The organism is Flavobacterium commune, assembly GCF_001857965.1.
GTDB lineage: Bacteria > Bacteroidota > Bacteroidia > Flavobacteriales > Flavobacteriaceae > Flavobacterium > Flavobacterium commune.
This window is the reverse complement of sequence record NZ_CP017774.1, coordinates 2896877-2922924: the sequence shown is the minus strand read 5'-3', so window position 1 is coordinate 2922924 and position 26048 is coordinate 2896877. Positions and strand designations below refer to the sequence as shown.

The following is a 26048-nucleotide window of genomic DNA, read 5'->3' as shown; positions in this document are numbered from 1 at the left end:
CTCAACTAACAACACTACACCCTACCAGTTTATGAATTATATAAAAAAAGGAAAGCAACTTTATTAAATAGTGCTTTCCTTTTTTAAGGCAAAATTTATTCTTTAATTCTTCTTCACAGGATTAATTCCTGCATGAGTAGGAACAACTTGCTTAATCGTTCCGTCAGCATTGAATTCGAGTTTATCGATGGCCACTTCACGATGAAAACCGGCTGCATCGCCCATATTGATTCCGGTAGGGTACGAAAAACGGTGATATACAATATACCATTCGTCTTTTTTAGGAACTTTCACTACCGAATTGTGTCCTGTAGCATAGATTCCTTGTTCTTTGTTTCCCTGAATGACAATATTATCTTTTGGCATTTCAATCGGTCCCAAAGGTGATTTTGAAATGCCATATCTCACTTTGTAATTTGGACTTCTGGTGTCGTCTTCACTCCACATAAAGTAATATTTACCATTTCGGTAAATCACATAAGTTCCTTCTCTAAAAGTGTTATCCGCCTTAATTACTTTAGTGCTTCCGGCTTTAATTGAAACCATGTCAGGATTCAATTCGGCAACTCCCATATACATATTTCCCCAATACAAATAACTTTTACCCGTTTTTGGATCAGTAAAAACATCCGGATCAATTTCCTGACCGTCTTTTATACCTTCAGGTCTGGTAGCTACAATTGGTTTTCCGCTGTCTTTAAAAGGACCTGTAGGATTGTCCGAAACCGCTACTCCTACTTTTTGCGCTCCCGTGTAATAATAAAAATACTTATATTTTCCTTTTATTTTTTTCTCCACAATACAAGGTGCCCAGGCATTTCTTCCTGCCCAAGGGACATCTTTTTTAAGATCTAAAATGACTCCTTCCGGTTTCCAGTCTACTAGATTATCCGATGAAAAAGCTTTAAAATAATAACCACCCCATCCATCAAATCCATCACTGGTTGGGTAGATATAATATTTTCCCGTTTTCTCAGCATACAAAACTTCAGGATCGGCATGATAGCCTTCAAGAGCAGGATTATTATTAATTTGAGGATAAGCTGCTGGTTTTCCCCATTTAGCAATCAAAGCTTTCAATTCAGAGCGTGTAATAGGTAAAATCGTTCCGTGACGTGGATGAAAATCCATTGAAATTTCGTTGTCAATTACCGTGAAATGTTCTAAATCTTTTGTTTTAGTAAACTGATATTTTCCTTTCATGTAGACATCATACATCAAGATATATTCGTCAGAATTATTTAATTTGAACACACTGGAACCTTCAACACCATCTTTCGTTTGTTGCAAATAATTATCATTTTCTGTCCAATTTCCAGAAGTTAAATCAGTCGTTGTTGCCACTTTAATTCCTGGTGTATTGGTTTCTGTTTTATAAAAAAGATGGTAAACGCCGTCTTTTTCGATAATATCTCCATCTATACAGGCATTTTTAGCCTTTGGAACAAACAATACTTTTGGCTCAGATTCCAAGGCTGTAAAATCCTTATTAGCATAAGCATAATAAATAATATCAGGACCTCCGGCATGTTGCATGCTAAAATAAATCATGTATTTACCCGCTTTTGCATCATAGATAGTTTGTGGTGCCCAAACTCTTTTTAAATTTTCATTTCCGGGAAAAGTCTTTTGGATATTGACTACGTTGCTTTTCCAATTTACCAAATCGGTACTTTTTAATAATACCATTGCACGATTAGAATCCCAACCTTTAGAAGAAGTCATATCAGTCAACACCATGTAAAATGTTTTACCATCGTCACCTCTTAAAATATGCGGATCACGAACACCGCCTGTAGAACTGATAATTTTACTGTCTAAAACCGGCTTATTATTGTTTAAATGGTAATAATGATATCCATCGGCACTAATAGCATAACGCACCGCTTCTTCTTCGACTGAATTTCCTGTGAAATAAACAAACAGGTAAGATGTTAAATCTTTTTCGGCAATAACTGGCGGAACACCCGATTTATTTTGAGCTTTTAAAAAACTAGTTAATAGTAAAAATAGAACTAAACTGAATTGTAATTTGCGCATTATTTTTTTGCTTTTAATTTATAAAGAACAGAACTATGAGCCGCTAACGAAGCGGAAATTTCATTAGAAACTGAACCTGTTTTTTTTCCTGTCCATAGATTAGTAACATCGGCATTTTTAATTCCTAAATCAGATAAAGAAACAGTAACATTTTCAGTCTTTTTATCTGAGATATTAAACAATGCTAAGTAAATGCTTCCGTCTTTTGGATTTTTTGAAGTCACTGCCACTTTTCCATCTTTTTGAAAAAGTTGTTTTACATCAGTACTTTCACGGTGCATTTTTAGGACTTCTTTATTGGTCAATAATGATAAAGTAAACGCATCATTACTTGGTAAATCTCCACCAAAGAACAACGGTGATTTAAAAATATTAAAGAAGGTAATCAAAGTATATTGTTCGTCTTTTGTTAAACGGGACATTCTGTCTTCGCCACGTTCTCCTCTTAACGAAATTCTTCCTAACGGAATCATGTCACAATCAGGCCAGGTTCCAGGTGCAATATATGGATACCATTTTTGAGCCACATCCATTAAGTGCGTAATGTGTGGCCAGGTATCCCAAACATCATCCACCATTCGCCACATATTAGCATGAGAACTTACGTGAGCAGCAGCCGAAATTGGCGTTTCTCCAGGTGAAGTACTTAAAACTATTTTGCGACCACATTTGTCAATGGCTTTTCTAATCAAATTGATTTCTGCTTCGTGATAAGGTCTTGACAAATCGTCAATTTTGATAAAATCTACTCCCCATTGAGCGTACAATTCGAATAAAGAATCATAATATTCCTGAGCTCCCGGTTTGTCAGCCAAAATAGTATAATTGTCTTTCAACCATTCGCATTGTAAGGCTGTAGTGTAAATTTGGTCAGCAGTAATTCCGTTTGCACCTTTAATCGGTAGCTTTTCTTGTACTGCTTTTTTAGGAATTCCACGCATAATATGGATTCCAAATTTCAATCCTTTTTTATGAATATAATCCGAAAGTGGTTTAAAACCTTGTCCGTCTTTTGCCGAAGGAAATCTATTCAATGCTGGTAAATACCTTCCGTATTGATCCATTACATAACGTGGATCTTTCTGGTTGTAGCCTCCCGCTTTGTCATTTTCTACAAACCATCTAATGTCTACCACAATGTATTCCCAACCTAATTTTTTTAGGTTTTTAACCATATAATCTGCATTGGCTTTTACTTCATGTTCTTCGACTGTTGATCCATAACAATCCCAGCTGTTCCATCCCATTGGAGGTGTTTGAGCCCATTGTTTGAATTCATCTTTTTTGAAAACTGATTTTTGAGCATTGGTAGTGACCGATACCAATACAACTCCTAGTGCCAGAGCAATTTTATTCTTTATTCTCATTTTTTGGTTTTATATGTGTCAATATTACACTTCAAATATAATAAACATTTTTATCATAAGAAATAAGCTGTCTGCTAAAAAACAAACAGCTTATTCTATAGAAATATTTTTATTTTATGACTGTCCGCTAAGCGGACTAAATAAAGAAATAGGCCACAGACCTGTCTGCCGACAGGCAGGTGACACTGATTGAACAGATAAAAACGGATTTTTCATAGTTCTTTATAAATTACAATCTGCGATAATCTGTTAAAATCAGTTTCATCTGTGTGCCATTCTCAATAATTGGTATAAATAACGGATAGTAATACTTTATTTTAAAAATCGTAAATTACTGTATAAAAGCGTGTTATTTTACGTTGATAGTAACTTCAACAGCTTTTAACCATGGACTGGAAAACTGAACTTTAATAGGCTCGTTTGTTCCATTTGCCTGAATGTAAGCTAAAATACGTCCGTGGAAAACACGTTGAACATTATCTGTATAATCAGTCATATCCGAATTATTTCCAGCTTCTAAGCCTAATAAACTCGCTGAACCACTTAGAATTTTACAAGTAATTTCGTTATCAGAAATCATTACCGGAACTCCGTTTTCATCAACTATTTGTAACATGATTTCGGCTACACCTTTGTCTTTATTGATAACTGCATCAGCACTTTTTACAACAATAGCATGAGGTTGTTTGGAAGAAGTAATAGCATAACGACTCACTTCTTTATTATTCTTATCCAATCCTACTGCCTCTAATTTTCCTGATTGAAACGGAATATCCCAAGAAATAATTCCAACTTCCGAATCATAGTTTTTCACTTCACCAACAACTTTTCCGTCTAATTCAAGTCGCACTTTGGCTGCATTTGTATAACAAACCACTTTTACTTTTTGACCTTCGTTATAATTCCATAACGGCCAGGCGTCCATTGACAGGTCTTTTTTGTTTGGATTATTCGAAAGATAAGTTCCAATGTAAATCATTGGTGTATCAGACCAAAGTGATTGACGGAAATAACCCCTAGGCTTAATTTGTCCGGCAAAATCAACCAATCCCGAATAGAATCCTCTTGATGGCCATCTTCCTGATTCTCCTAAATAATCTATTCCTGTCCATAAAAATTGTCCAAAAATATGTTCGTTGTTTTTTACCGCTAACCAGGCTTCGTAATCATGACGGTTTTCACTACCAAAAATTACTCTTTTAGGATATTTTTTATGATCAGATTGGTATTTACTTTCTGTATAATTGTATCCTGTAATATCCAAAGCTCCCGGATATTCCGTTTCATTAGACATCGCAACCCCAGCTAAACCAGCAGTTGTAGGACGGGATTTGTCGTATTTTTTTACAGCAGCAACCAGACGTTTTGCAATAGCTCCCAAACGCATCGCATCCGGAGCATCTTTTTTATAACCTCCATAAGCAGCTTGAGAGAATCCTGTATCGCCACCTCCTGCTAATACCGGGTGAGAATATGGATCATTCGGATAATCTACTTCGTTACCAATACTCCAGGCAAAAACAGACAAATGATTTCTATCACGTCGTACAAAATCTTCCAAATCTTTTTCGGCCCAATCAGCAAAAATATCAAAAGAGCCTTCAAATCCTGGTGTTCCCTGATTCCATCCTTCTAACCACTTGCGTTTTGGGAATTCCCATTCGTCATAAGCTTCATTTAAAACTAACAAACCTAATTGATCACACAATTCATAAAAATCAGGTGCCTGAGGATTATGGCTGGTACGTATTGCATTTACTCCAATATCCTTTAAGGTTTTCAATCTTCCTTCTAAAACTTCGCGAGGAACTGCCGAACCTAAAACTCCCGCATCGTGGTGTAAACAAACTCCTTTTATTTTCATCCATTTGCCGTTTAAAGCAAAACCTTTATTGGCATCAAAAGTAAAATTGCGGAAACCTGTTTGAGTCACCGAATGATCAACTACTTGTCCGTCTTTTAACACGGTAGTTTTTAGTTGGTACAAATTTGGATGCGCTAAATCCCATAATTTAGGATTATTCACTTTTATTTTTGTCGCTATTTTTCCTGATTGATTAGCAGCAATTGCTACAGTATTAGTACTCTTTGCAACTGTTTTTCTATCATTGGAAATCAATTCGTTAACAACAGTTAAATTGGTATTTCCAGCAGAAGCATTTTCTACATCCACTTCAACATTCAAAGTTCCTGTATTTTTACTTACTTCAGGATAAGCATAAACACCCCATTGTGCAATATGCACCGGATTAGCATACACTACCCAAACATTACGGTAAATCCCTGAACCAGTGTACCAACGTGAATCGGCACTTTTACTGTGATCTACTCTAACAGCAATCGTGTTTATTTCTCCATATTTAATGTACGGAGTAGCATCATAAGCAAAAGAAAGATACCCATTAGGACGTTTCCCTAAAGACTTTCCATTAACAAAAACTTCACTTCTGTTGTACACCCCTTCAAAATACAAATATACTTTTTGACCTTTCTTTGCTGAAGGTACATCCATTGATTTTCTATACCATGCAATTCCTCCAGGCAAAAATCCTGTAGCACTCGCTAAAGTAGGACTCAACTGTCCTTTGATACTCCAATCATGAGGGACTGCAATATTTTGCCATTTACCATCATCAAAACTTGAATTCTGAAAGTCTTTATTGTCTTGCAGAATAAATTTCCATTGTTCATTAATTTTTTGAGAATCCCCAAATCCTATTTGGCTAAAAGCAGCCCCATAAGAAAAAGCGAGAATTGCTAGAAAAGTTCTTTTTGTTGTTAACATAATTATATTTTTAATAAAATAAGTGCGCTATATCATTATGGTTTTCTATAAATACAGCTTATAGAAGCAAAGAAATGATTAAATAACTATAATAAAGAGGGACAAATTCGCAAATAATGAGGGTAAATTTATCAAAAGTTAATTTTTTTATTCTTTATACGACAAAAACCCTATTTATAAATACCTACATAAGTAACTACAGCTCTTGCCGGAATTTCAAAACTAGTCGCTGTTACATCAGTACCTTTTTTCAAACTCATGGTTTCTGAAGTAGTATAAGGAGTCAATGCTTTTTTTATCAATACGCTTCCAGAAAGATTCAACTTATACCTTTTCATCGAATCGTTATTGTTGACGGCCACAATTACTACTTTTTTATTAGCTACATCTTTGTAAGCAGTCAGCAATATACCATCTTCAACTTTTTGATTTTCGATTTGTAAACGAATCATTCCGGGACGTACAAAACGAGAATAATTACCAAAAGCCCATAATAATTTTGAATCATGATAGAATCCATCATTTTTACAATAACCGTCAATCATACTTCCGTTGTTTGTTCCATCGTCCAGATAAATTAATCCATCCTTGAAATCAGCCCTACTGAGAGCCGTCCACCATTGCCATGAAGAAGCATTGGCAACAGCAATATCGTTATGAATAATTTGTGCAGCAAAAAGTGCCGTTTTCATTCCAAGGTCTCTTTGATGACCAGAGCTACCCGGAATTACATCTTCACCAAGTTGTTCCAGAATACTATATTCCGTTTGCCAATATTTTAAGTTATCAATTTGTTTTAAACGAGAACTTAATTTCTCACGATAACTTATTTGGTCTTTTACTGGCCAAATCGAAAAATAACTGTGACCTGTAATTACTTTTTTCACATGAGGCAATTGTGAAATATTGGTTGAAGATGAACCAAAAAACGTATTTATTTGATCATCTCTGCTTTCGTCATTTACATTTTCATACAAATAATTTATTATAGCTGCTTCCCCCAGAACAATCTCTGTTTTCAGTGATTTTGAATGTATTCGTTCTGATAAAAGTTTTGTAAAATTAAACATTTCCTGATTGGTTGCAGGAGTTCCTTCCTGGCTTGCCAGCCCGTTTTTTCCAGCCATCCAATCCCATTGCGGTTCGTTTATTGGACTTAAATAATCAAAAGTAATTCCTTCATTGCGTTGCAAATTATCGATAGTTTCTACCAAAAAGTCGGCATAATTAGGAAGCATTCCCTTTTTGATATTCATATTTAATTTCTGAGGCGAAAAGGCTTTTCCGTTTAATGTCATTTGTACTGGCGGACTAATGGTGAAAGCCAGAAATTTTTCAACTCCACGACTTTTAGCTGCCTGTAAAAACCATCTTTGTCCCGCTTGCTTTGTCCAGTCATAACTTCCATCTGGATTTTGAAAACATTCACTTCTACGCCATTCATCAGCAATACCGCTATTTAATCCTTGTTCAGCACTTCCTGCTCCTAGATAGAATCTCCAAATAGATAAGCCAATTCCTTTTGGGTTTCCATCTTTATCCACTTCTTTACTAAAAAGTAAATCGGCAATCCCATTTCTTTTTTCTAAAGGCCAATTTTTACCAACCATCTGACATCTCCAGGCATCTGATGCTCCAAAACCATCCATAGTTTGTAATTCCTGATTCAAATCAATTTTAATTTCGGCAATATTCGAAAGTGTTGGTTCTGATTTCGAATTCATTTTTGATGAACAAGATGCAATCAATAACAAACCTGTAAAAAGTGTACTTGCTGAAATTATTTTTAATATTCTCATAAATAATGCTTAACTGTTTTTCAAAAAAAAACAGCGATGTTTATTACAAAACAAACCTATTACAATAATTTACTGCAAATAGGTTTGTTGTTGTTTTTGTGATTTTGTTATTTACTCTAATAAATACTTGTAGCTCCTTCTTTAGCTTTTTCTTTTTCTTCTTTTAAAATCAATTTTAAAGCATCTGGATTTTTAATAGTATCCGGATTAAATGAAGAACTATTCATATAATCTAGTATCGAAATCAACATCTGTTTTGCAACAGGACGTTTTTCTAAATCCGTACTTAAATCAAAGGATGCAATCATCAATTTTCCAGTTCCTACACTTCCTTCAAAAAGCGAAGCTAACTTGCGGTTGTTAGCAAAATTATCAACCATTTCTACAATAGGATTTCCTCCTACAACACTATCCATGATAAGTGTTGTAGAGTTTACGTTCAGATCCCACCATTGCCAATCGGTATTCATATCTGTTGGGAAATGATCCAAAGCTTTGTGTGAAGGATTACACAGCACTCCCATAGTCCCGGCCTGTTTTGGAAAATGAACCGGACTCCAGAATACAGGAACAAATTTTCCTTCGATACCTTTAATTTTTTTCCAATCCGGATTCAATAATACTTTCTTTCCGGCATTAAGCAATTTATACGCTTCATCAAGATTTCTGGTATAAACTACTTTTCCATAATCAATAGTTTGTTGCTGCGGATAAACCCAAATATTCCATTGGTTTTTATAACTTGTTCCCTTTAAATTTACTTTAACGGTCAATTTTGATGCCTTTGTAATTTTCTGAAGACTTTCGTTTAAATCTAAAACTTTATGATTGTAACCAATAGCGATAGTAGCTTTAGTATTTCCCGAAGCAATTACTGTATTTCCATCAGAAATACTCCATTCAATTTCCTGATTATTCAAATTACTTTCAGCATAATTACTTATATCTAATGAAGCTGTAAAAGATTCATTATTAGTATAAGTTGCTTTAGCAAAACGCATAAGTGGCACCACAGGAGCTGAAAACGCTCTAAATTCTTCTGCCGAAATCAAACCTTTGCTGTCCCAAAAAGCATCCAGCAAACCTACTAAAGCCGTTCCTTGTCCCGGAAAATCATGTAAATCTAATAATTGAAAACCACTAATTCCTGCTGTTTTTAAGGCTCTCTCTATTTCTTCTTTATAAAGTATTACAGCTAATTTACCGGAAGCCTGAGTATAATCAGCGGCTTTATTGATTAATCCTTTTCGTTCTAAATCTTCTTTTACCGATTTAAAATTAATAGGATCTAAGACTCCTGTATATTTCGAAATTTCATCTATTTTAGGATAAACCGCATATTGTCCAATTTCATGTGTAACCAATGGCACCGTCATTCCTTCAACCGAAGCTACATAATCTTTGTTAAAATTTGGCGATTCACTATTAAAAACACCCTGACCACGCACCCATCCTTGTTTAGTCCATTGGGTAATAAAGAAATCATCTTCCGGTTCCGGCCATTTTCCATGTCCATTTTCGAAAGTAAAAGAAGTTGTGGTGTACAAATGTCTAGCATCCTGAGCTTTTAAACTGTTCATTAATTTTGTTAAAACAGTCATATCTCCCTGAAGTTCATTACCCATTGACCACATACAAAAAGAAGGATGATTACCATATTCATCGATCATTCGCTGTGCTTCGGCATATAAAAAATCAGTTGTTTTTTGATCTTCTCCAATTTTAAGAACCCAAACCGGCAATTCAACCTGCAAATAAAATCCCATTTCATCTGCTACTTCAAAAGCAGCCTGAGGCGGACACCAGGAATGAAAACGCAGGTGATTCAATCCCCAGTTTTTAGCTGTTCCAAATACTTTTCTCCATCCTTCTTTGTCCATTGGCGCATAGCCAGTAAGCGGAAAAATATCACATTCTAATGTTCCTCTTAAAAATACAGGACGATTATTTATTGTAAGTACCGATCCTTTTTTAGAAAAACTGCGCATTCCAAAATCGGCTGAAATAGTTAATGTATTTTTAGCTGCGTTTAATTCGGCTTTCAATTCATACAGCTCAGGTGAAAATTCACTCCAAAGCTTTACGTCCTTGCCCATATTATAATCTACTTCAATAACAGATTTTCCCATTTTGACCTGGATATCCTTTTGAAGTGTTGCTACCGGAATATTGCTTTTTTTATTTACCGCAGTAATTTTTAATATTCCCTTAGCAATTTTATTGGTATTGTTATTCAATGCCAATTTTACTTGTGCAGTTCCGCTACTAATTTCAGGTTTAATCTGAAGATTACTAATTCGAACGGCATCAAATGCTTCAATTTCCATTTTGCCAATAACACCATTCCAAATAATTTGTGTATGATTAGTATAAGCATGTGCCATATTATCGACACTAATATCAAATAGTTTGCGATTGTCAATACGAATAGTTATACGATGTGTTTTACCGGCAATAAGATATTTACTAAGATCAAAATAATGTGGGGCAATAAGGCTATTTTGTTCCGTTTCCAGTTCTTTTCCATCAATCCAAACATTAGTTTTCCATAAAACACGCTCCAGTTTTAATAGCATTTCTTTGCCTTTCCAATTTTTAGGAATTGTAATTTCACGGCTGTACCAGGCAGCTCCCAAATAACTGTTTTTACGGGTTAAATGACTCATTTGTGGCTTTTCTATACTTGGTTTTAGTTTATTAGGAACTCCAAGACCTGCATCATCTGTAGTTCCCGGTAATTTCATTGACTGCTTAAAAGCCGTATTTTGCCAGCCGTTTTTAAGTCCAATATCGGTACTGTCTAAGGCAACTGTCCAGTCGCCAGCAATATTTATTACCTTCTTATCTCCGGAATTCCATGAGGAGAGAAAGAACAGCAGAAAAACTGATGTTACTATATATTTGATTTGCATGCTGTTGTTTTTCATTATTAACATTTCTTTTGTGCATTAGATAATTAGTAAGGAACAATCTTGATTACTATCTCATTATTGTTTTAGAGAAAGCTATCCGTTTCATCGTAGAAACAATCAGCCTGCCTGAAAACCACTAACAGACAGGTTGATTGAGAAACTAACCTAATTAACACTTATTTTACATTGATAATCATTTCAACTGGTTTTAACCACTGACTTGTAAATGTCACTTTTATGGGTTGCGCTTCACCAGTAGCCTGAATATAAGCAGCTATCTGACCATGAAATACTCTATGTACATTATCTGTATAATCAGTCATGTCGCTATTGTTTCCAGCTTCCAGGCCTAATAAAACTCCAGGCCCACTGATAGTGCATGTCACTTCATTATCTGACAACATTACTTGTAATCCTTTTTCATCTTTTAACTGAACCATTATTTTTGCCACACCTTTATCTTTAGCAATCGTGATGTTTTTATCAGCAATTGATAACTCAACTGGTTGTGCTGTAGATTTAATTGCATATCTGCTTACTTCTTTGTTATCATTACTTAAACCAATTGCTTCTAATTTTCCTGAAGTAAATGGAATATCCCAGTAAATAATTCCTGTTTTTTCATCGTAAGATTTAGTATCACCTACTACTTTTCCGTTTAATTCCAAACGAGCTTTAGCAGCATTGGTATAACAAACCACACGAATTGTTGCTCCGGAATTATAATTCCAAATTGCCCACGCATCTTTAGAAACTTCTTTTTCATCTTTTAACGGATAAGTACCAATGTAGGTCATCGGTTTATCGGACCACAATGACTGACGAAAATACCCCCTAGGTTTGATAATTCCTGCAAAATCAACCAATCCTGAGTAAAAACCTCTTGAAGGCCAACTTCCTGATTCTCCTAAATAATCGATACCAGTCCAGAGAAATTGCCCAAAAATATGCTTGTTATTTTTTACAGCTAACCAAGGTTCCATATCGTGAACATTTTCACTACCAAAAATGACTCTGTTTGGATATTTCTTATGATCGGATAAGTATTTACTTTCGGTATAATTATATCCCGTAATATCTAAAGCTCCCGGATATTCAGTTTCATTAGACATGGCTACTCCTGCTAATCCTGCTGTAGTTGGACGGGATTTATCGTATTTTTTAACTGCTGCAACCAAACGTTTTGCAATAGCACCTAAGCGCATGGCATCTGGTGCGTCTTTTTTGTAACCGCCGTAAGCTGCCTGTCCAAATCCGTCTTTTCCTTTATCCAAAACCGGATGTGAATAGGGATCATTTGGATAATCTACTTCGTTACCAATACTCCATCCAAAAACAGATAAATGATTTCTGTCACGACGAACAAAATCTTCCAGATCTTTTTCGGCCCAATCAGCAAAAATATCAAAGCTTCCTTGAAATTCCGGTGTGCCTACATTCCAGCCTGTCATCCACTTGCGTTTAGGAAACTCCCATTCGTCATAAGCTTCATTTAAGACTAACAATCCTAATTCGTCACACAATTCATAAAAATCAGGTGCCTGCGGATTATGGCTGGTGCGTATAGCATTTACACCTATTTCTTTCAATGTTTTTAATCTTGATTCCCAAACTTCACGAGGAACTGCTGAACCTAAAACACCTGCGTCATGATGCAAGCAAACCCCTTTCATTTTCATCCATTTATCATTTAATGCAAAACCATTATTAGCATCAAATGTAAATTTTCTAAAACCTGTTTTTGTCAACGTTTGGTCTATTTCCTTACCATCTTTAAAAACAGTTGTTTTCAGTTGGTATAAATTTGGATTATCTAAATCCCATAATTTTGGATTTTTAACTTGCAATTTGGTTGCAATTTTACCGTTTGTATTGGTTGTAACCTCAATCTTATTAGAAGTTTTTGCAACAGATTTTCCATCTTTCGAAATCAATTCGTTAACTACAGTAAGAGTAGATTTTGATGCAGAACCATTTTCAACCTCAACCTCAACATTTAAAGTTCCTGTTCCTTTTTTCACTTCCGGATAAGCATAAACTCCCCATTGTGCAATATGCACCGGATTAGCATACACAACCCAAACATCTCTATAAATACCTGAACCTGAATACCATCTCGAATCGGCACTTTGGCTGTGATCCACACGAACAGCAATTGTGTTTTCTGCTCCAAATTTCACATAAGCAGTTGCATCATAAGCAAAAGAAATATAGCCGTTAGGACGTTTTCCTAAAGAATGTCCGTTAATAAAAACTTCGCTTCTGTTGTAAACACCTTCAAAATACAAATAAACTTTTTCGCCACTTTTACTTTGTGGAATATTGATTGATTTTCTATACCAGGCAATTCCTCCGGGAAGATAACCGGTACAACTAGCCAATGTTGGGCTTAATTGTCCTTTTACACTCCAGTCATGCGGTACATTTACCTTCTGCCAATTACTATCGTCAAATGCTGTGTTTTTAGCATCCGAAATATCCTGAAGATTAAACTTCCAGTTATCATTTATTTTCTTCGAATCACCAAATGACAGCTGACTGAAAGCAGACCAACATGACAAGAAAAAAACAGCTACTAAGATTTTTTTTGTAAACACTATTCTATTTTTTTATTTATGAATTATAAATAAGAGTTTACTGTTTTTTACACAGCAAACTCTTATCAATAAAAATGAGAGTTATTAATTCTCATTTTTTAATTTTTATTAAATTTCTTAATTGTAAGTTCCTACATAGGTTACAATAGATTTAGCCGGAATATCAAAAGCAGTTGCATCAACAGCTGCTCCTTTTTTCAAACTCATTGTTTCAGAAGTAATATAAGGTGTGAATTTATTATCAACTAAAGCACCACCTGCAAGATTTAATTTGTATGTTTTTGCCGAAGCAGAAACATTAACCGCTACAATAATCAGTTTTTTTGCTACTTCATCTTTGTAGGCTGTTAGCATTACATTAGTAGTTGCAGCAGCATTATCTATATTAGGTATTTGAACTCTTTGCATACCCGGCTTTATAAAGAAAGAGAAGTTCCCTAAAGCCCAAAGAATTTTAGTTTCTCTTATATTACCATCATATTTACAATAATTAGCATCACCAGCACCATTTGATAATCCATCATCAACATGAAGTAATCCGTCTTTGTAATCACCACGACTTATAGCCGTCCACCATTGCCATGAAGTAACTCCTCCAATGGAAATATCAGTACTAATAATACGGGCAACCCAAAGTGCGGTTCTAATTCCTAAATCTCTACCTGGGCCTGCTCCACCCGGAAGTTCTGATATTCCCGGATTTTCAAGAATACAATATTCAGAAGCCCAAACACTCAATCCCGGAACTGTTGCTGCTCTGGTTGCAACTGATTGTCTTGATGTAATTAATTCTCTCAATGGCCAAGCTTGCCAATAACTATGTCCAGAAATTGTTTTCTTTACATTGCTTAATCCTGCAATGTTTTTAGCCGAATTAACTCCAAAGAAATAATCAATCTGGTTAGAACGATTTTCTTTTCCACTTACCGTTTTATACAACGGTTCGAAAGCACCAGCTTCACCTACAACAATTTTCGAATTCAATCCTTTTGCCTGTAATTTTGGAGACAAAATGTTCACAAAACTATAAATATTGGCATTTGTAGCCGGAGAACCTTCCTGACTTGAACCATCCCATTCGTACTGTGGTTCATTAAACGGACTTAAATAATCAATTGTTAAATCGTGTTCTGTCTTTAGTTTATCAATAGCATTAACCCAAAAATCAGCTAATTCAGGCATTTTACCATCTTTTAGATTGTAAAAAGTGTTAATACTAGCGTGCGCTTTTCCGTTTTGGGTCAAATAAACAGGAGCACTATTAGTAAAAGCCAACAACTTATCAACTCCACGTTGTTTTGCCGCTTTCATAAACCATACCTGACCTGCTTGCTTATTCATATTATAGCTTACACCGTCAGTAGTAAAACACTCACTGCGTCTCCATTCATCAGTAATACCACTTGCTTCTCCTTGTTCAGCACTTCCTGCTCCAAGGTTGAAACGCCATAATGACAAACCAATTCCTTTAGGATTTCCATCGCTATCCAGTTCTTTACTGAACAACAAATCAGCCATTTTATTTTTTTTATCAAGAGGCCAGTTTTTCCCAATATTGTTAGACTGCCAAGCATCAGAAGCTCCAAAACTTTCCATAGTTTGAAGGTTCATATCGAGATTAATTTTCAACTCTGTTGTAGTTTCAACTCCGGTTTCTGAATCTTTAGTATCATCAGATGAACAGCTAACAAAGGCTGAATTAATGGAAAGTAAACCTACTAACAGTAGGCTTACTTTATATTTTTTTAATAAATTCATATTAATAATTTGGATTTTGAGTAATTACACCGTTACTTAAGTCTCTTTCTATCTGAGGAATTGGCCAAAGCAAATGCTTCGTCGGATCAAAATTAATTCCTTTATCCTGAGCTTCTCTTGTATTAGTAGTTTCATAAGGATCAGTTGAATTCAAATTGTATTGTACAAAAGTTCCGTTAGGTCCCATCAAAGTTTCAATCACTTTTTTTCCTGAGCCAGGATCTTTTTGCCTTCTGATATCAAACAAACGCAATCCTTCAAAAGCTAATTCTAAACGACGTTCTTTATAGATTTTTCTCAAAAGATTTGGCCCGGCCATTCCTTCTACTATAGGTAAATCTACACGATCTCTAATTACATTAATATCGTCCATAGCTCCACCGGCATCATTTAAGTGATAATTAGCCTCAGCTCTTGTAAGATACATTTCGGCCAAACGAATCAATGGAATATTCAATGGTAAGTGTCCGTCTTTCTTGTCTAATGCACGACGTGTAGCGATAGGAATATAATATTTACGACAAATACGTCCTGATTTATTATCATTCAAACTAAACTTATGAGTTGGATTCAAGACTTCGTCTCCATAAGCCGCCTCTCCCCATTTAGTGATAGTACTTCTACGACGAATTACATCACCCTCTGAAATATAAGCGTTTTCTAAGTCACTTGTTGGCATACACCATCCCCATCCGTCAATTACATCGGCAGTACTATTACTTGGGAAATTTTGCTTGTCTTCTCCTCTGGCTCCAGAAAAAGTAGGAAGAGCAGCACCTAAGTTTCTATCTTGTACTGATGAAGTTTGTGCTTCCAAAATGGATTCAATTCCGTTATGGTTATCTACACTCCAAATATCTAAGAAATTTTCTTCTAACTGGAAAGGTCCTTCTGCAATTACTTTAGTTGCATATAATTTTGCATCAGCCCATTTTTCCTGAAACAAAGATACTCGGGCTAATAAAGCATAAGCTGCCCATTTATTGATTCTACCATTTCTTGATACAGTAACGTTTTCCAATTTTTCTGCCGATTCTTTAAGATCAGCTTCAATTTGAGCATAAACTTCAGCAGCTGAACTACGAGACAAATTCAAATCTCCTGTTCCAAGAGATCTTGTGTACAAAGGAACTCCTCCAAAAAGGTTTACCAATTCGTAATAACAATAAGCACGAACGAATAAAGATTCTCCCATGTACTGATTTTTTTGAGCATCAGTAATTGGCGCAACAGCCATTCTCTCTAAACCAATATTGGCTGATTGAATAGTATAATAATGTGCTGTATAGATACTATTCATAGCTCCCATATTTTCGGGAGTTACCACATATTGTGCACAAGGTCTAAACGCACCATTGTCCTGACCTGTGTTACCCATCCAGGCATCATCAGTCGCCGTTTCGTTAATTAATCTTGGCGCAAGTAAAGTGTACCAATCTTTTGCCAACAATAATCGCTGGGTTAATTCATTGGTATAATTTTCACATTCCTGTGCTGTTTGAAAGTAATTTTCTAAAGTTTGAGTTCCTCTTGCTTCTTTCTCTATAAAATCACTACAAGAAACTGCAACAGCAGCAAAAGTTAGTATTGATACTAGTATTTTTTTCATATTCGTTTATTATTAAAATGCTACATTAAGCCCCATTAGAATTGTTGGTTGAACCGGGTAATTCCAGCCTCCAAAACCTGATCCTAAAACACCTCCTCCTACTTCAGGATCTACTCCTGTGTATTTAGTCCATGTCCATAAATTTTGACCTGATAATGAAATTCTTAATTTATCTAATCCAAATTTATTGTACAATGAATATCCTAACTGAAGGTTTTTCATACGTACAAAAGAACCATCTTCAACATAGAAAGAAGAGAATTTTGTAAAGTTTTCGTTGTTATCATCTCTTGACAAACGAGGAACGTAATTAGAAGTTCCCTCACCATGCCAAGCCATGTTGTTTAATCCGCTCACTTTGTTAGTTAAACTGGTACCGTTGTATAAATCTGAAATATTTTGGTTAACCAAATCATTACCGATACTAGAATAGAAATTAGCCACTAAATCGAAATTTTTATAAGCAAAATTCAAATTCAAACCAACATTGTAATCAGCCCAAGGAGAACCAATTTTTGTACGGTCTTTATCATCTAATTTACCGTCACCATTTACATCTTTAAAACGAGTATCTCCTAGTTGTGCATAAGGCTGTAACTTAGTTCCATGTTCGTCAGTATGAGCATTCAATTGGGTTTGATTCTGGAATAAACCATCTGCAACATAACCATAAAAATAACCTGGCTCATCACCTTCAATAGTTATTGTTCTGTTACTCGCACCATATAATTTTTCTCCTTTAGTAGATAATGACAACATCTCAACATCAACAGTGGTAAATGTTACATCTACACCATAAGAGAAATCGCCTTTAGTATCTTTATAAGATAATAATAAATCGATTCCGCTAGATTGCATAGAACCTACATTTGTCCAAATGGTAGAATATCCCGGAAAACCACTATAAGTAGGGAACTGTTTAAGAAACAACATATCGTTTGTTTTCTTTTGATAATATTCTAATGATCCTGAGATTTTATTTTGGAACAATCCAAAATCAAGACCAAAACTGATATCCTCAACTGTTTCCCAACGAATGTCTCTGTTAGCCATTGTTGAAGGATATGAAGTATCTACAACCTGACCATCAATAACATAATAACCTTGTCCTATATTAGACTGATAAACAGAAGCAGGTAAATTTTGATTTCCTACTTTACCCCAACCTGCTCTAAAAGTTAAATTATTAAATACAGAGTTGGCATTAGTCATAAAATCTTCATTCGAAATTCTCCAGGAAACTGATGCTGCCGGGAAATTAGCCCATTTGTTGTTAGCCATAAATTTAGAAGAACCATCACGTCTAAATGAAGCTGTTAAATAGTATTTGCTGTCGAAATTATAAGAAAAACGAGAAATGTATGACAGTAAAGAGTTTGACCATCTGTTTCCCCCACTGTTACGGTTTTTAGTTGCTGCATTTAGCTCTCTCATTGACTCAGAGTTATTAGGAACTCCTTCTCCATAACCCCATACATCATTACCATTGTACTCTTCCATTGTACTACCAACCATCAAAGAGGTATTGTGTTTCTCAGCAAATGCTTTAGAATAAGTTGCTGTAGTTTGCCATGTCCAATCACTATTAGTAGTTGCTCTTCTTTCAATACTGTTAATTTCAGCTTTTTCGTGAGCTGCATCAATCACAAAATCGGGTCTGAATATACTTTGCACTCTATTTCCAACTTCAATCGATCCTTGTGTACGGATTATTAATCCTTTAATTGGTTCGTATTGCAAATAACCATTTGTATTTAAATTGTACTGATCAGTATTATCATCAAATCGGCTAACTGTAGCTACCGGATTCCAAACATACGATGGAGAACGTGCATAGATACTATATTCATTTTCAGTTCCGTTTAATTGACTTGCCGGTTTGTAGATAGGAGTAATTGGATCAATCTTCACAAAATCAGCCCAGTTTCCTGGAGATCCCCAAGTTTCATAACGAGGATTTAAAGTAATCCCTGCCGAAAATTTATCAGTAAATTTAAAATCATTAGCAATTCTGGCAGTTACTCTTTCCCATCCTCCAATATCATAAAATGAATCTGAATTGTAATAGTTCAAACTGATGGCATAAGTATTTTTTTCAGAACCTCCAGTTACTCCAATAGAAGTATTGGTTATTGATGAAGCTTTATTGATTCCTGCTTTCCACCAATCAGTAGTTTTTCCTCTGTATTGTTCAGCATTAGGTAAATATTCAGAATACCCAGAATTAGTATAAGCAGTATTCATTATAGTAGCATAATTTTCGGCATTGGCCATATTGTAAGGCTTCTCCATAATTTGGTAACCTGTACTCATATCAACAGTAAACTTTGTTTTACCGGCTTTACCTTTTTTGGTAGTAATCAAAATAACCCCGTTAGATGCACGAGAACCATAAATAGCACTTGCAGAAGCGTCTTTAAGTACATCCATAGATTCAATTTCGTTATTGCTCAAGAAATTGATGCTGGTTCCCATTGGGATTCCATCTACTACATAAAGCGGATCAGTACTTAAATTTACAGTAGAAATTCCACGAATCAATACTCTTGGCTGAGCTCCTGGACCACCTGCCCCAGTAATTTGAACCCCTGAAACTTTTCCTTGTAGGGATTCAGTAACATTTCCTACTGTCATCGTTTGAAGTTCTTTGCCTTTTACGGATGATATAGAGCTGGTAACATCTTTCTTTTTCACGGTAGCATAACCTACCACTACTACTTCTTCTAATGCCTGATTGTCTTCCAATAATACAACATCAAATGTTGTTTTTTGATCTACTTTAATTGTTTGTGTAGCAAACCCAATAAAAGAAAACTCAATTTGTGCTTCTTTATTAGGTACTACGATTGCAAATTTCCCGTCAAAATCAGTAGAAACTGAAGTTTGAGTTCCTTTTACAAAAACATTTACACCCGGAATAGGAATAGCAGTCTTGTCCTTAACAGTACCTTTTACAGTAATTTGTGCAAAGGCTGCCGAGCTACATAAAATAGCAATTAGTAAGCCTATAAATTTATATTTCATATCAAGATAATTTATTAATTAATGTTATATCAGCTATAACAAACTATTTTTTAGTGATAAATGCTCTTTCTAATTCGGTATCCAAAATCACTTTATAAACACCCGGAGCAGCAGGATATTTAGCATTTCCATTTGAACCCGGCGACATGGTAGCAATACCATTTTTAATCAATCTCCAGGATGGACTCCACCACTGACCTGTAAAAGTTCCTTCCATTGTACCTGTAAGTGTATATTCACCTACTAATTGATATGGATTGTTTGGATTATTAGCCAAATGTAAACTTGTTTGAACCCAAGCATTCCAGGTATCCCAGTTAGCACCTTGAATTCCTCCACCAGCAATACTCACAAAAGGTCTTCTTTGAGTTTCATCATCATGCCATAAACCGTTAGCAATATTTGCCCAAACATAACTTGTAGGAGTATATTTAGTTACCGTATAATCTAAAGTACTTGGATTAACTTTGATTTTATAATAGCCTTTTGTAGGTAAAACAATGGCAGACGAAGCCACATCATCCACTAAATCTCCCGAAGCATTTAAACCAAAACAATGTGGTGCAAAATCAGATTCCTGTCCTAAGAAATAAATTTCTTTATTATCAGTATCCGCATAATATTTGAATTCAAAGTCCTGTCCTACTTTAGTATGGAAATACATAGGCACACCTACTGCATCAGTAGTAAGATTAGTTCCTTTAGGCTGGTCACATAAATAAATAGCTGGATATTCATTAGTTGCCACAATGTTAATGTTCATTGTTCCCATATTAGGAATTGCAAATTTATCTTTTGCTGTAATAGTCAAAACATATTGGGCAGCAGTTACAGGCAAATTATAAGTTTTGTTAAATGTGTATGACTGAGGAGAACCTGTTAACTGGATCAATTCATCAATATTTAAAGCTTCACATTTTACTTGGACATAATCAATTCCTGAATCATCATTCACAACAAAATTAACCGGTAATTCAGTACTGGATGATAATAAAATCACTGCACCTTCTTTAGGAGTAATCATGCTAATTGCAGGAGCACTAAATTCGCCATCCAACCGTAAATCAATCTCCTGATCAATTTCGTTACCGGAAACATCTGTAATTGTTAATTTAATTTTAAAAGCCTCTGATGTTCCTCTATCAGCTGGGACTTCAAAGAAATAACTCAAATCATAGGTAGTCAAAAGAGGTTCCGTGGCAAAATTGATTGTTTTATCTAAACTCAATTCCGGAATTTCAATTCTAACACTCTTTAGACCTAAATCATCATTTAAAGTCGCTTTGATTTCAAATTTTCTATTTGGAGCTCCATAAATTTCATTTGTCAATACTTCAACTGTTGGATTTTCAGATGAAGGAAAACTTGGTTCATCTTCCTGACATCCTGTAAAAAGGAGTGCAAAAAATGTAAATAAAAATAAATACGAGAGTTTTTTCATATCATTGATTTTAGTTTTTGTTGTCGTCTATATAATGCTATAAACAACCTTTTGATTTTAATAGTAGTTCTAATTTTTTATAGTAATACATCATTTTATTGAGTTCCTATACTTTTCATAAGCTTTAGTTTTTGTTAGTCTGGTTAATAATATAGTGTGTGATTATTTTTTATGATAATTTAACTTAAAACAAACCTCAAGTCTGAAATAATAAACTATCATCCTAGCAAAGAAATGACTTAATAGCATTATCAATAGGGGGGATTTTCGAAAAAAAAGAAGGGTAAAATTGAAAACGACAAGGACAAAACGTTCAAAAAAGACAATTCAACAAAAAAATCTGACTTTATTTGACTTATACACAAATTATAAGTTATATAATTTCCATATTAACAAAAAATCCCAACCTTATTATTAATAAGATTAGGATTACCTGAAATATGTTTATTATTTGATTTTAAAAAAGAGAATACTCGAAATTTATTATACAGCAGAACAATAACTACTTAATAACATTCAAATCTTTGTTAAAAGAATCTTTATATTTTTTTACATATAAGGAAGGAGTCATACCAAAAAGTTTGACAAATTGCTGTCTGAAGTATTTTTGATCTTCAAATCCTACTTCGGCACTTGCCTGAGATATATTCATGTTTTCGGTAAGCAACAACATTGCAGCTCTTCGTAAACGAATGGAACGAATAAAAGCATTTAAAGTTTCTCCCGAAATTATCTTGATTTTTGTATATAAAGTACGATGACTCATTCCCATTTCGAGAGCAAAATTCTTAATTGTAAAATCACGATTACCCATATTAGCTTCGATAATATCAATACATCGTTTTAAAAATTCCTGATATTCTGCCGGAACTTTTTGAGAGTTCTCCTTTAAGGTAATACTATCTAAGAAATACCTCCTTAAATTGCCTCTGTTTCTCAATAAAGTATCTACACGTGCCAAAAGCAAATCATCATCAAATGGCTTGGTAATATAATCATCTGCTCCGTCGGTTATTCCTTGCAAATGGGTCTCCGGATTATTAGTAGCTGTTAACAACACAACCGGTATATGTGACAATTGCTCACTTTCTTTTATTTTTCTACACAATTCCAATCCATCCATTACCTCCATCGCAATATCCGAAATAACAATATCTGGCATATGTTTTTCGGTCATTTTTAAACCTTCATGACCATTTACAGCATTATAAACCAAATGAGTTTGGGAAAACAACTGAATTAAATAATTTCGAATTTCGGCATTATCGTCAATAATCAATACCGATTTCTTATCAGTCAGTATTTCTTTATTGAATTCTTCATCTGCATTTTCCTTCTTTAATTCATTTTTATCATCAAAATCATCGACTATAAGCTCTTCTAGTAATTCACTCATTTTGGGAGTACTCGAACTTATTGGCAAATCATCAAAATGCTGCTGCCCTTTTAAAAATGTCAATGTAAAACAACTTCCTTTACCCAATTCGCTTTCACAAACAACAGTTCCCTTGTGTTTATCTACAAAATACTTCACAATATACAATCCAATTCCAAAACCCGTACTTACAGCAACTTTTGAATCTAACTGTTTGAATTTTTCAAAAATGGCTTGAATATTTTGCTGGTCAATTCCGGAACCGGTATCAGCAATAGCAACCGATACTTCTTTTTCTGTTTGAGTCAATTTAACAGTAATACTTCCTCCGTCGGGGGTGTATTTAAAAGCATTGGAAACTAAATTAAACAATGAAATTTCAATCTTTTCATAATCCCCAATAATTTGAAGTGTTTCATCAGGAATTTCAATTGCATAATTGATAGCTTTATCCCTGGCCTGCGTTACAAAACACTGATATACTTCCTGACATAAATCGTTCATATTAATTGCTGACAATCGCAATACATCGGCATCATTTTCAGCCTTACGGAAAAGCAACAATTGATCTACTAAACTTAAAAGTCGTCTTGCATTTCTATAGGCAATTTGCAAATCACCCTTAGAAGAATCATTTTGAACTTCCTCCTTTTTAATTACTTTTTTCAAAGGATTTATAATCAACGAAAGCGGTGTGCGGAATTCATGAGAAATATAAGTAAACATCGACGATTGTTTTTCGGCAATTTCTTTCTCTTTTTCCCTTTCTAATTCGGCTATTCTAACCTTATACTTTAATCTTTCTTTGTATTTACTATACCTTACATAATTGTAAATAATAGTTCCCCCAATCATAAAATATAAAAGATAAGCCCACCAGGTTCTGTACCAAGGTGGCAAAACTACTATTCGAATCAAAGTCTCAGCCTTACTTAATTCATCCTGAAAATTAGAGGTCTTTACTTTAAAAAGATAGGTTCCTTCAGAAAGATGCGGATAATTAGCCTTTCTGTTCTGTCCGGCATTACTCCATTGATCGTCCCAGCCTTCCAGAAAATAAGCATAATTAATTTTATCGGCGCTCGAATAATCCAAAGCCACAAACTCAATCGATAAAGTAGTCTGATCATAAGGTAATCGAATTTCTTTGATTTGGTGCTTAGACGTCCATTCCGAAATTAAATCGGGCTTAGTGGCAATAGGTTCATTATTTACATTCAAATCCGAAAGAAGAATCTTAGTATTGGAAACTTGATCTTTTATCAATTCAGGATAAAACAGGTTAAATCCATTAATTCCTCCAAAGAAAAACTCACCCGAAGTCAATTTTAAAGCGGCATTAAAACTAAACTGATTGCTTTGTAATCCATCATTTTTAGAAAAACTTCTAAAAGTATTCGTTTCAGTATCTAAGCTGCTTAAACCATTATAGGTACTCATCCACAAATCACCTTTTTTATCTTCTAATATTCTCAAAACAGTATTAGAAGCCAATCCATCGGCTGTGGTAAACCTTTTGAAGTTATTGTTTTTTCTGTTAAACAACAATAAACCGCCTTCTTGTGTAGCTACCCAAAGTTGTTTTTTTCTGTCTTCATGAATAGCACGAACAGGATAACCAATATTAACTTTGTAATGTTTTTTACGCGCTTTATCTATGCACACAATAGAAGTATAGTTACCTCCCCACAATTTACCATCACTGGTTTGAGTCAGACACTGTAAATTGTTAATGCTTTTATTGTAGAGTAAAAACGTTTTTTTAATAGGATCAAAAAGATACAAACAACCTTCATTAGTGGCACTTGCCCAAATATTTTTTTGTGCATCCTCATAAACCAACCAAACATTTTTCTCTATCTGTTTTGTAAACGGATTATAACAGGAATAACGACTTATTGAATTGGTCTTAGGATTGATTCGGTTAACTCCGCCAGCCCAGGTTGATAACCAAATTTCCTTATTACTATCACAAATAACACTGGTAATAAAATTACTTGAAATAGCATTTGCCGAATTGGGATTATTGTTATAAACGGTATAAGTATTTGTTTTTCTATTCCAATAACGCAATCCCGCTCCATCAGTTCCAATCCATAAATTTTGTTTTTCATCTTCACAACCCGACAAAATAAAATTTTGAGCCAGATTATTTTCTTTCGCATTGTATTTTACAGTTTTAAAATATTTGGGAGCAGCACTTATCATACTAATTCCACCTCGAAGTGTCCCAAACCATACATTTCCAAAATGATCTTCGTAAACACTCCAAACAGCACTACTCTTAATAATTTGCTGAGAATTACCCTTGCTAAAAGGAACTACTTTTTGATTCGCCCTGTCTAAAACATAAATTCCACAACAATCAGTAGCAAACCAAAATTGATTTTTCTTATCTCTCAGAATATTCGTTATCGAATTTTTATTTGAAAAATAATTTTTTGAAATTAAAAAAGTGCTGGTATTAAACAGAAAAAGACCTTCATCTGTCCCAATCCAAAGATTGCCACTTGTATCATTTTCCATACACTTGACCTCCATAATTAAAGGAGTAATCAATTTTATTTTTTTAGTATTAAAACTATAATAGCAAACCCCTAAATCCCTAACATACAACCATAATCCATTTCCTTTTTTATCTTTTTGAACACCTAATACATCATAATTATAAGGATTTTTCAATTTTGTTATGGGAATAGTTTTGCCAACAAATGAACCATTTTCAAAAACCAATAATCCGGCATTTTGCGTTGCTAACACTACTAAATCAGCCGAAACCGCTTTTATCTGATGCACCGCATTTTTTAAAATAAGAGATGATCCATCTTCCTTTAGTTTGTATTTTACCTGATAAAACAAGGCTTTTGATTTATCATAAACAGATGCTCCTTTATTTCCTCCTATCCAAATATTTCTATTTAAATCTCCGTCTAATGTATAGATTGTGTTATTTGATAGTGAATTCTCATTATTAATTTCGTTTCTAAATATCTTAAAGGTATAGCCATCATACCGATTTAAACCATCGTAAGTACCAAACCACATATAACCTTCCTTATCCTGGTAAATTGTAGTAATGGAATTGTTAGACAATCCATCCGAAATATCAAGAAATCGCACTGAGTAATCTTGTGAAAAACTAATAAATGAAGAAAAAAACAGTGTTAGTACTAAAGTTAAATGTCTCAAAATATAGAATTTAAATATTAAGTCTCTTGATTAAAATTGAACAGCACAAGATATAATAAAATTAGTTAATCTCATAAATTCATCGACTTTTTCAAACGTAGATTTTTACTAAGGAAACCGATTTAGAATATAAAAAAAGTGCGAACTAATAA

Annotated in this window: 11 protein-coding genes; all 11 read right to left on the bottom strand. The window is 34.4% G+C overall.

Annotation, left to right across the window (positions count from 1 at the left end; genetic code table 11):
• Positions 1–102: 102 nt before the first annotated feature.
• Complete coding sequence (locus BIW12_RS12170) at positions 103–2040, bottom strand: family 43 glycosylhydrolase (protein WP_071185362.1); 1938 nt, start codon at positions 2038–2040, stop codon at positions 103–105.
• A complete protein-coding gene (locus BIW12_RS12165; protein WP_071185361.1) occupies positions 2040–3407 on the bottom strand; it encodes a glycoside hydrolase family 27 protein in 1368 nt (455 codons plus the stop codon). The genes BIW12_RS12170 and BIW12_RS12165 overlap by 1 nt, the downstream gene beginning before the upstream one ends.
• 349 nt (positions 3408–3756) lie before the next feature.
• Positions 3757–6192 (bottom strand): sugar-binding domain-containing protein, encoded by a 2436-nt coding sequence (locus BIW12_RS12160; RefSeq protein WP_071185360.1) that lies wholly within the window; start codon positions 6190–6192, stop codon positions 3757–3759.
• Positions 6193–6362: 170 nt separating this feature from the next.
• Complete coding sequence (locus tag BIW12_RS12155; protein ID WP_071185359.1) at positions 6363–7991, bottom strand: glycoside hydrolase; 1629 nt, start codon at positions 7989–7991, stop codon at positions 6363–6365.
• 116 nt (positions 7992–8107) lie between these two features.
• Positions 8108–10903: a glycoside hydrolase family 2 gene (locus tag BIW12_RS12150; protein WP_071186380.1), complete on the bottom strand. Its 2796-nt coding sequence runs from the start codon at positions 10901–10903 to the stop codon at positions 8108–8110.
• A gap of 176 nt (positions 10904–11079) precedes the next feature.
• Positions 11080–13500, bottom strand: a complete 2421-nt coding sequence (locus tag BIW12_RS12145) for a sugar-binding domain-containing protein (RefSeq protein WP_071185358.1) — start codon at positions 13498–13500, stop codon at positions 11080–11082.
• Between the two features lie 117 nt (positions 13501–13617).
• Positions 13618–15258: a glycoside hydrolase gene (locus BIW12_RS12140; RefSeq protein ID WP_071185357.1), complete on the bottom strand. Its 1641-nt coding sequence runs from the start codon at positions 15256–15258 to the stop codon at positions 13618–13620.
• Position 15259: 1 nt separating this feature from the next.
• Positions 15260–16867, bottom strand: a complete 1608-nt coding sequence (locus BIW12_RS12135) for a RagB/SusD family nutrient uptake outer membrane protein (RefSeq protein WP_071185356.1) — start codon at positions 16865–16867, stop codon at positions 15260–15262.
• A 12-nt stretch (positions 16868–16879) separates the two neighbouring features.
• The gene (locus BIW12_RS12130; protein WP_071185355.1) at positions 16880–19891 is read right to left on the bottom strand and encodes a SusC/RagA family TonB-linked outer membrane protein; all 3012 of its coding nucleotides are present in this window, start codon (positions 19889–19891) and stop codon (positions 16880–16882) included.
• 43 nt (positions 19892–19934) lie between these two features.
• The gene (locus tag BIW12_RS12125; protein WP_071185354.1) at positions 19935–21332 is read right to left on the bottom strand and encodes a hypothetical protein; all 1398 of its coding nucleotides are present in this window, start codon (positions 21330–21332) and stop codon (positions 19935–19937) included.
• A gap of 502 nt (positions 21333–21834) precedes the next feature.
• Positions 21835–25896: a hybrid sensor histidine kinase/response regulator transcription factor gene (locus BIW12_RS12120; protein WP_232227090.1), complete on the bottom strand. Its 4062-nt coding sequence runs from the start codon at positions 25894–25896 to the stop codon at positions 21835–21837.
• Positions 25897–26048 lie beyond the last annotated feature (152 nt).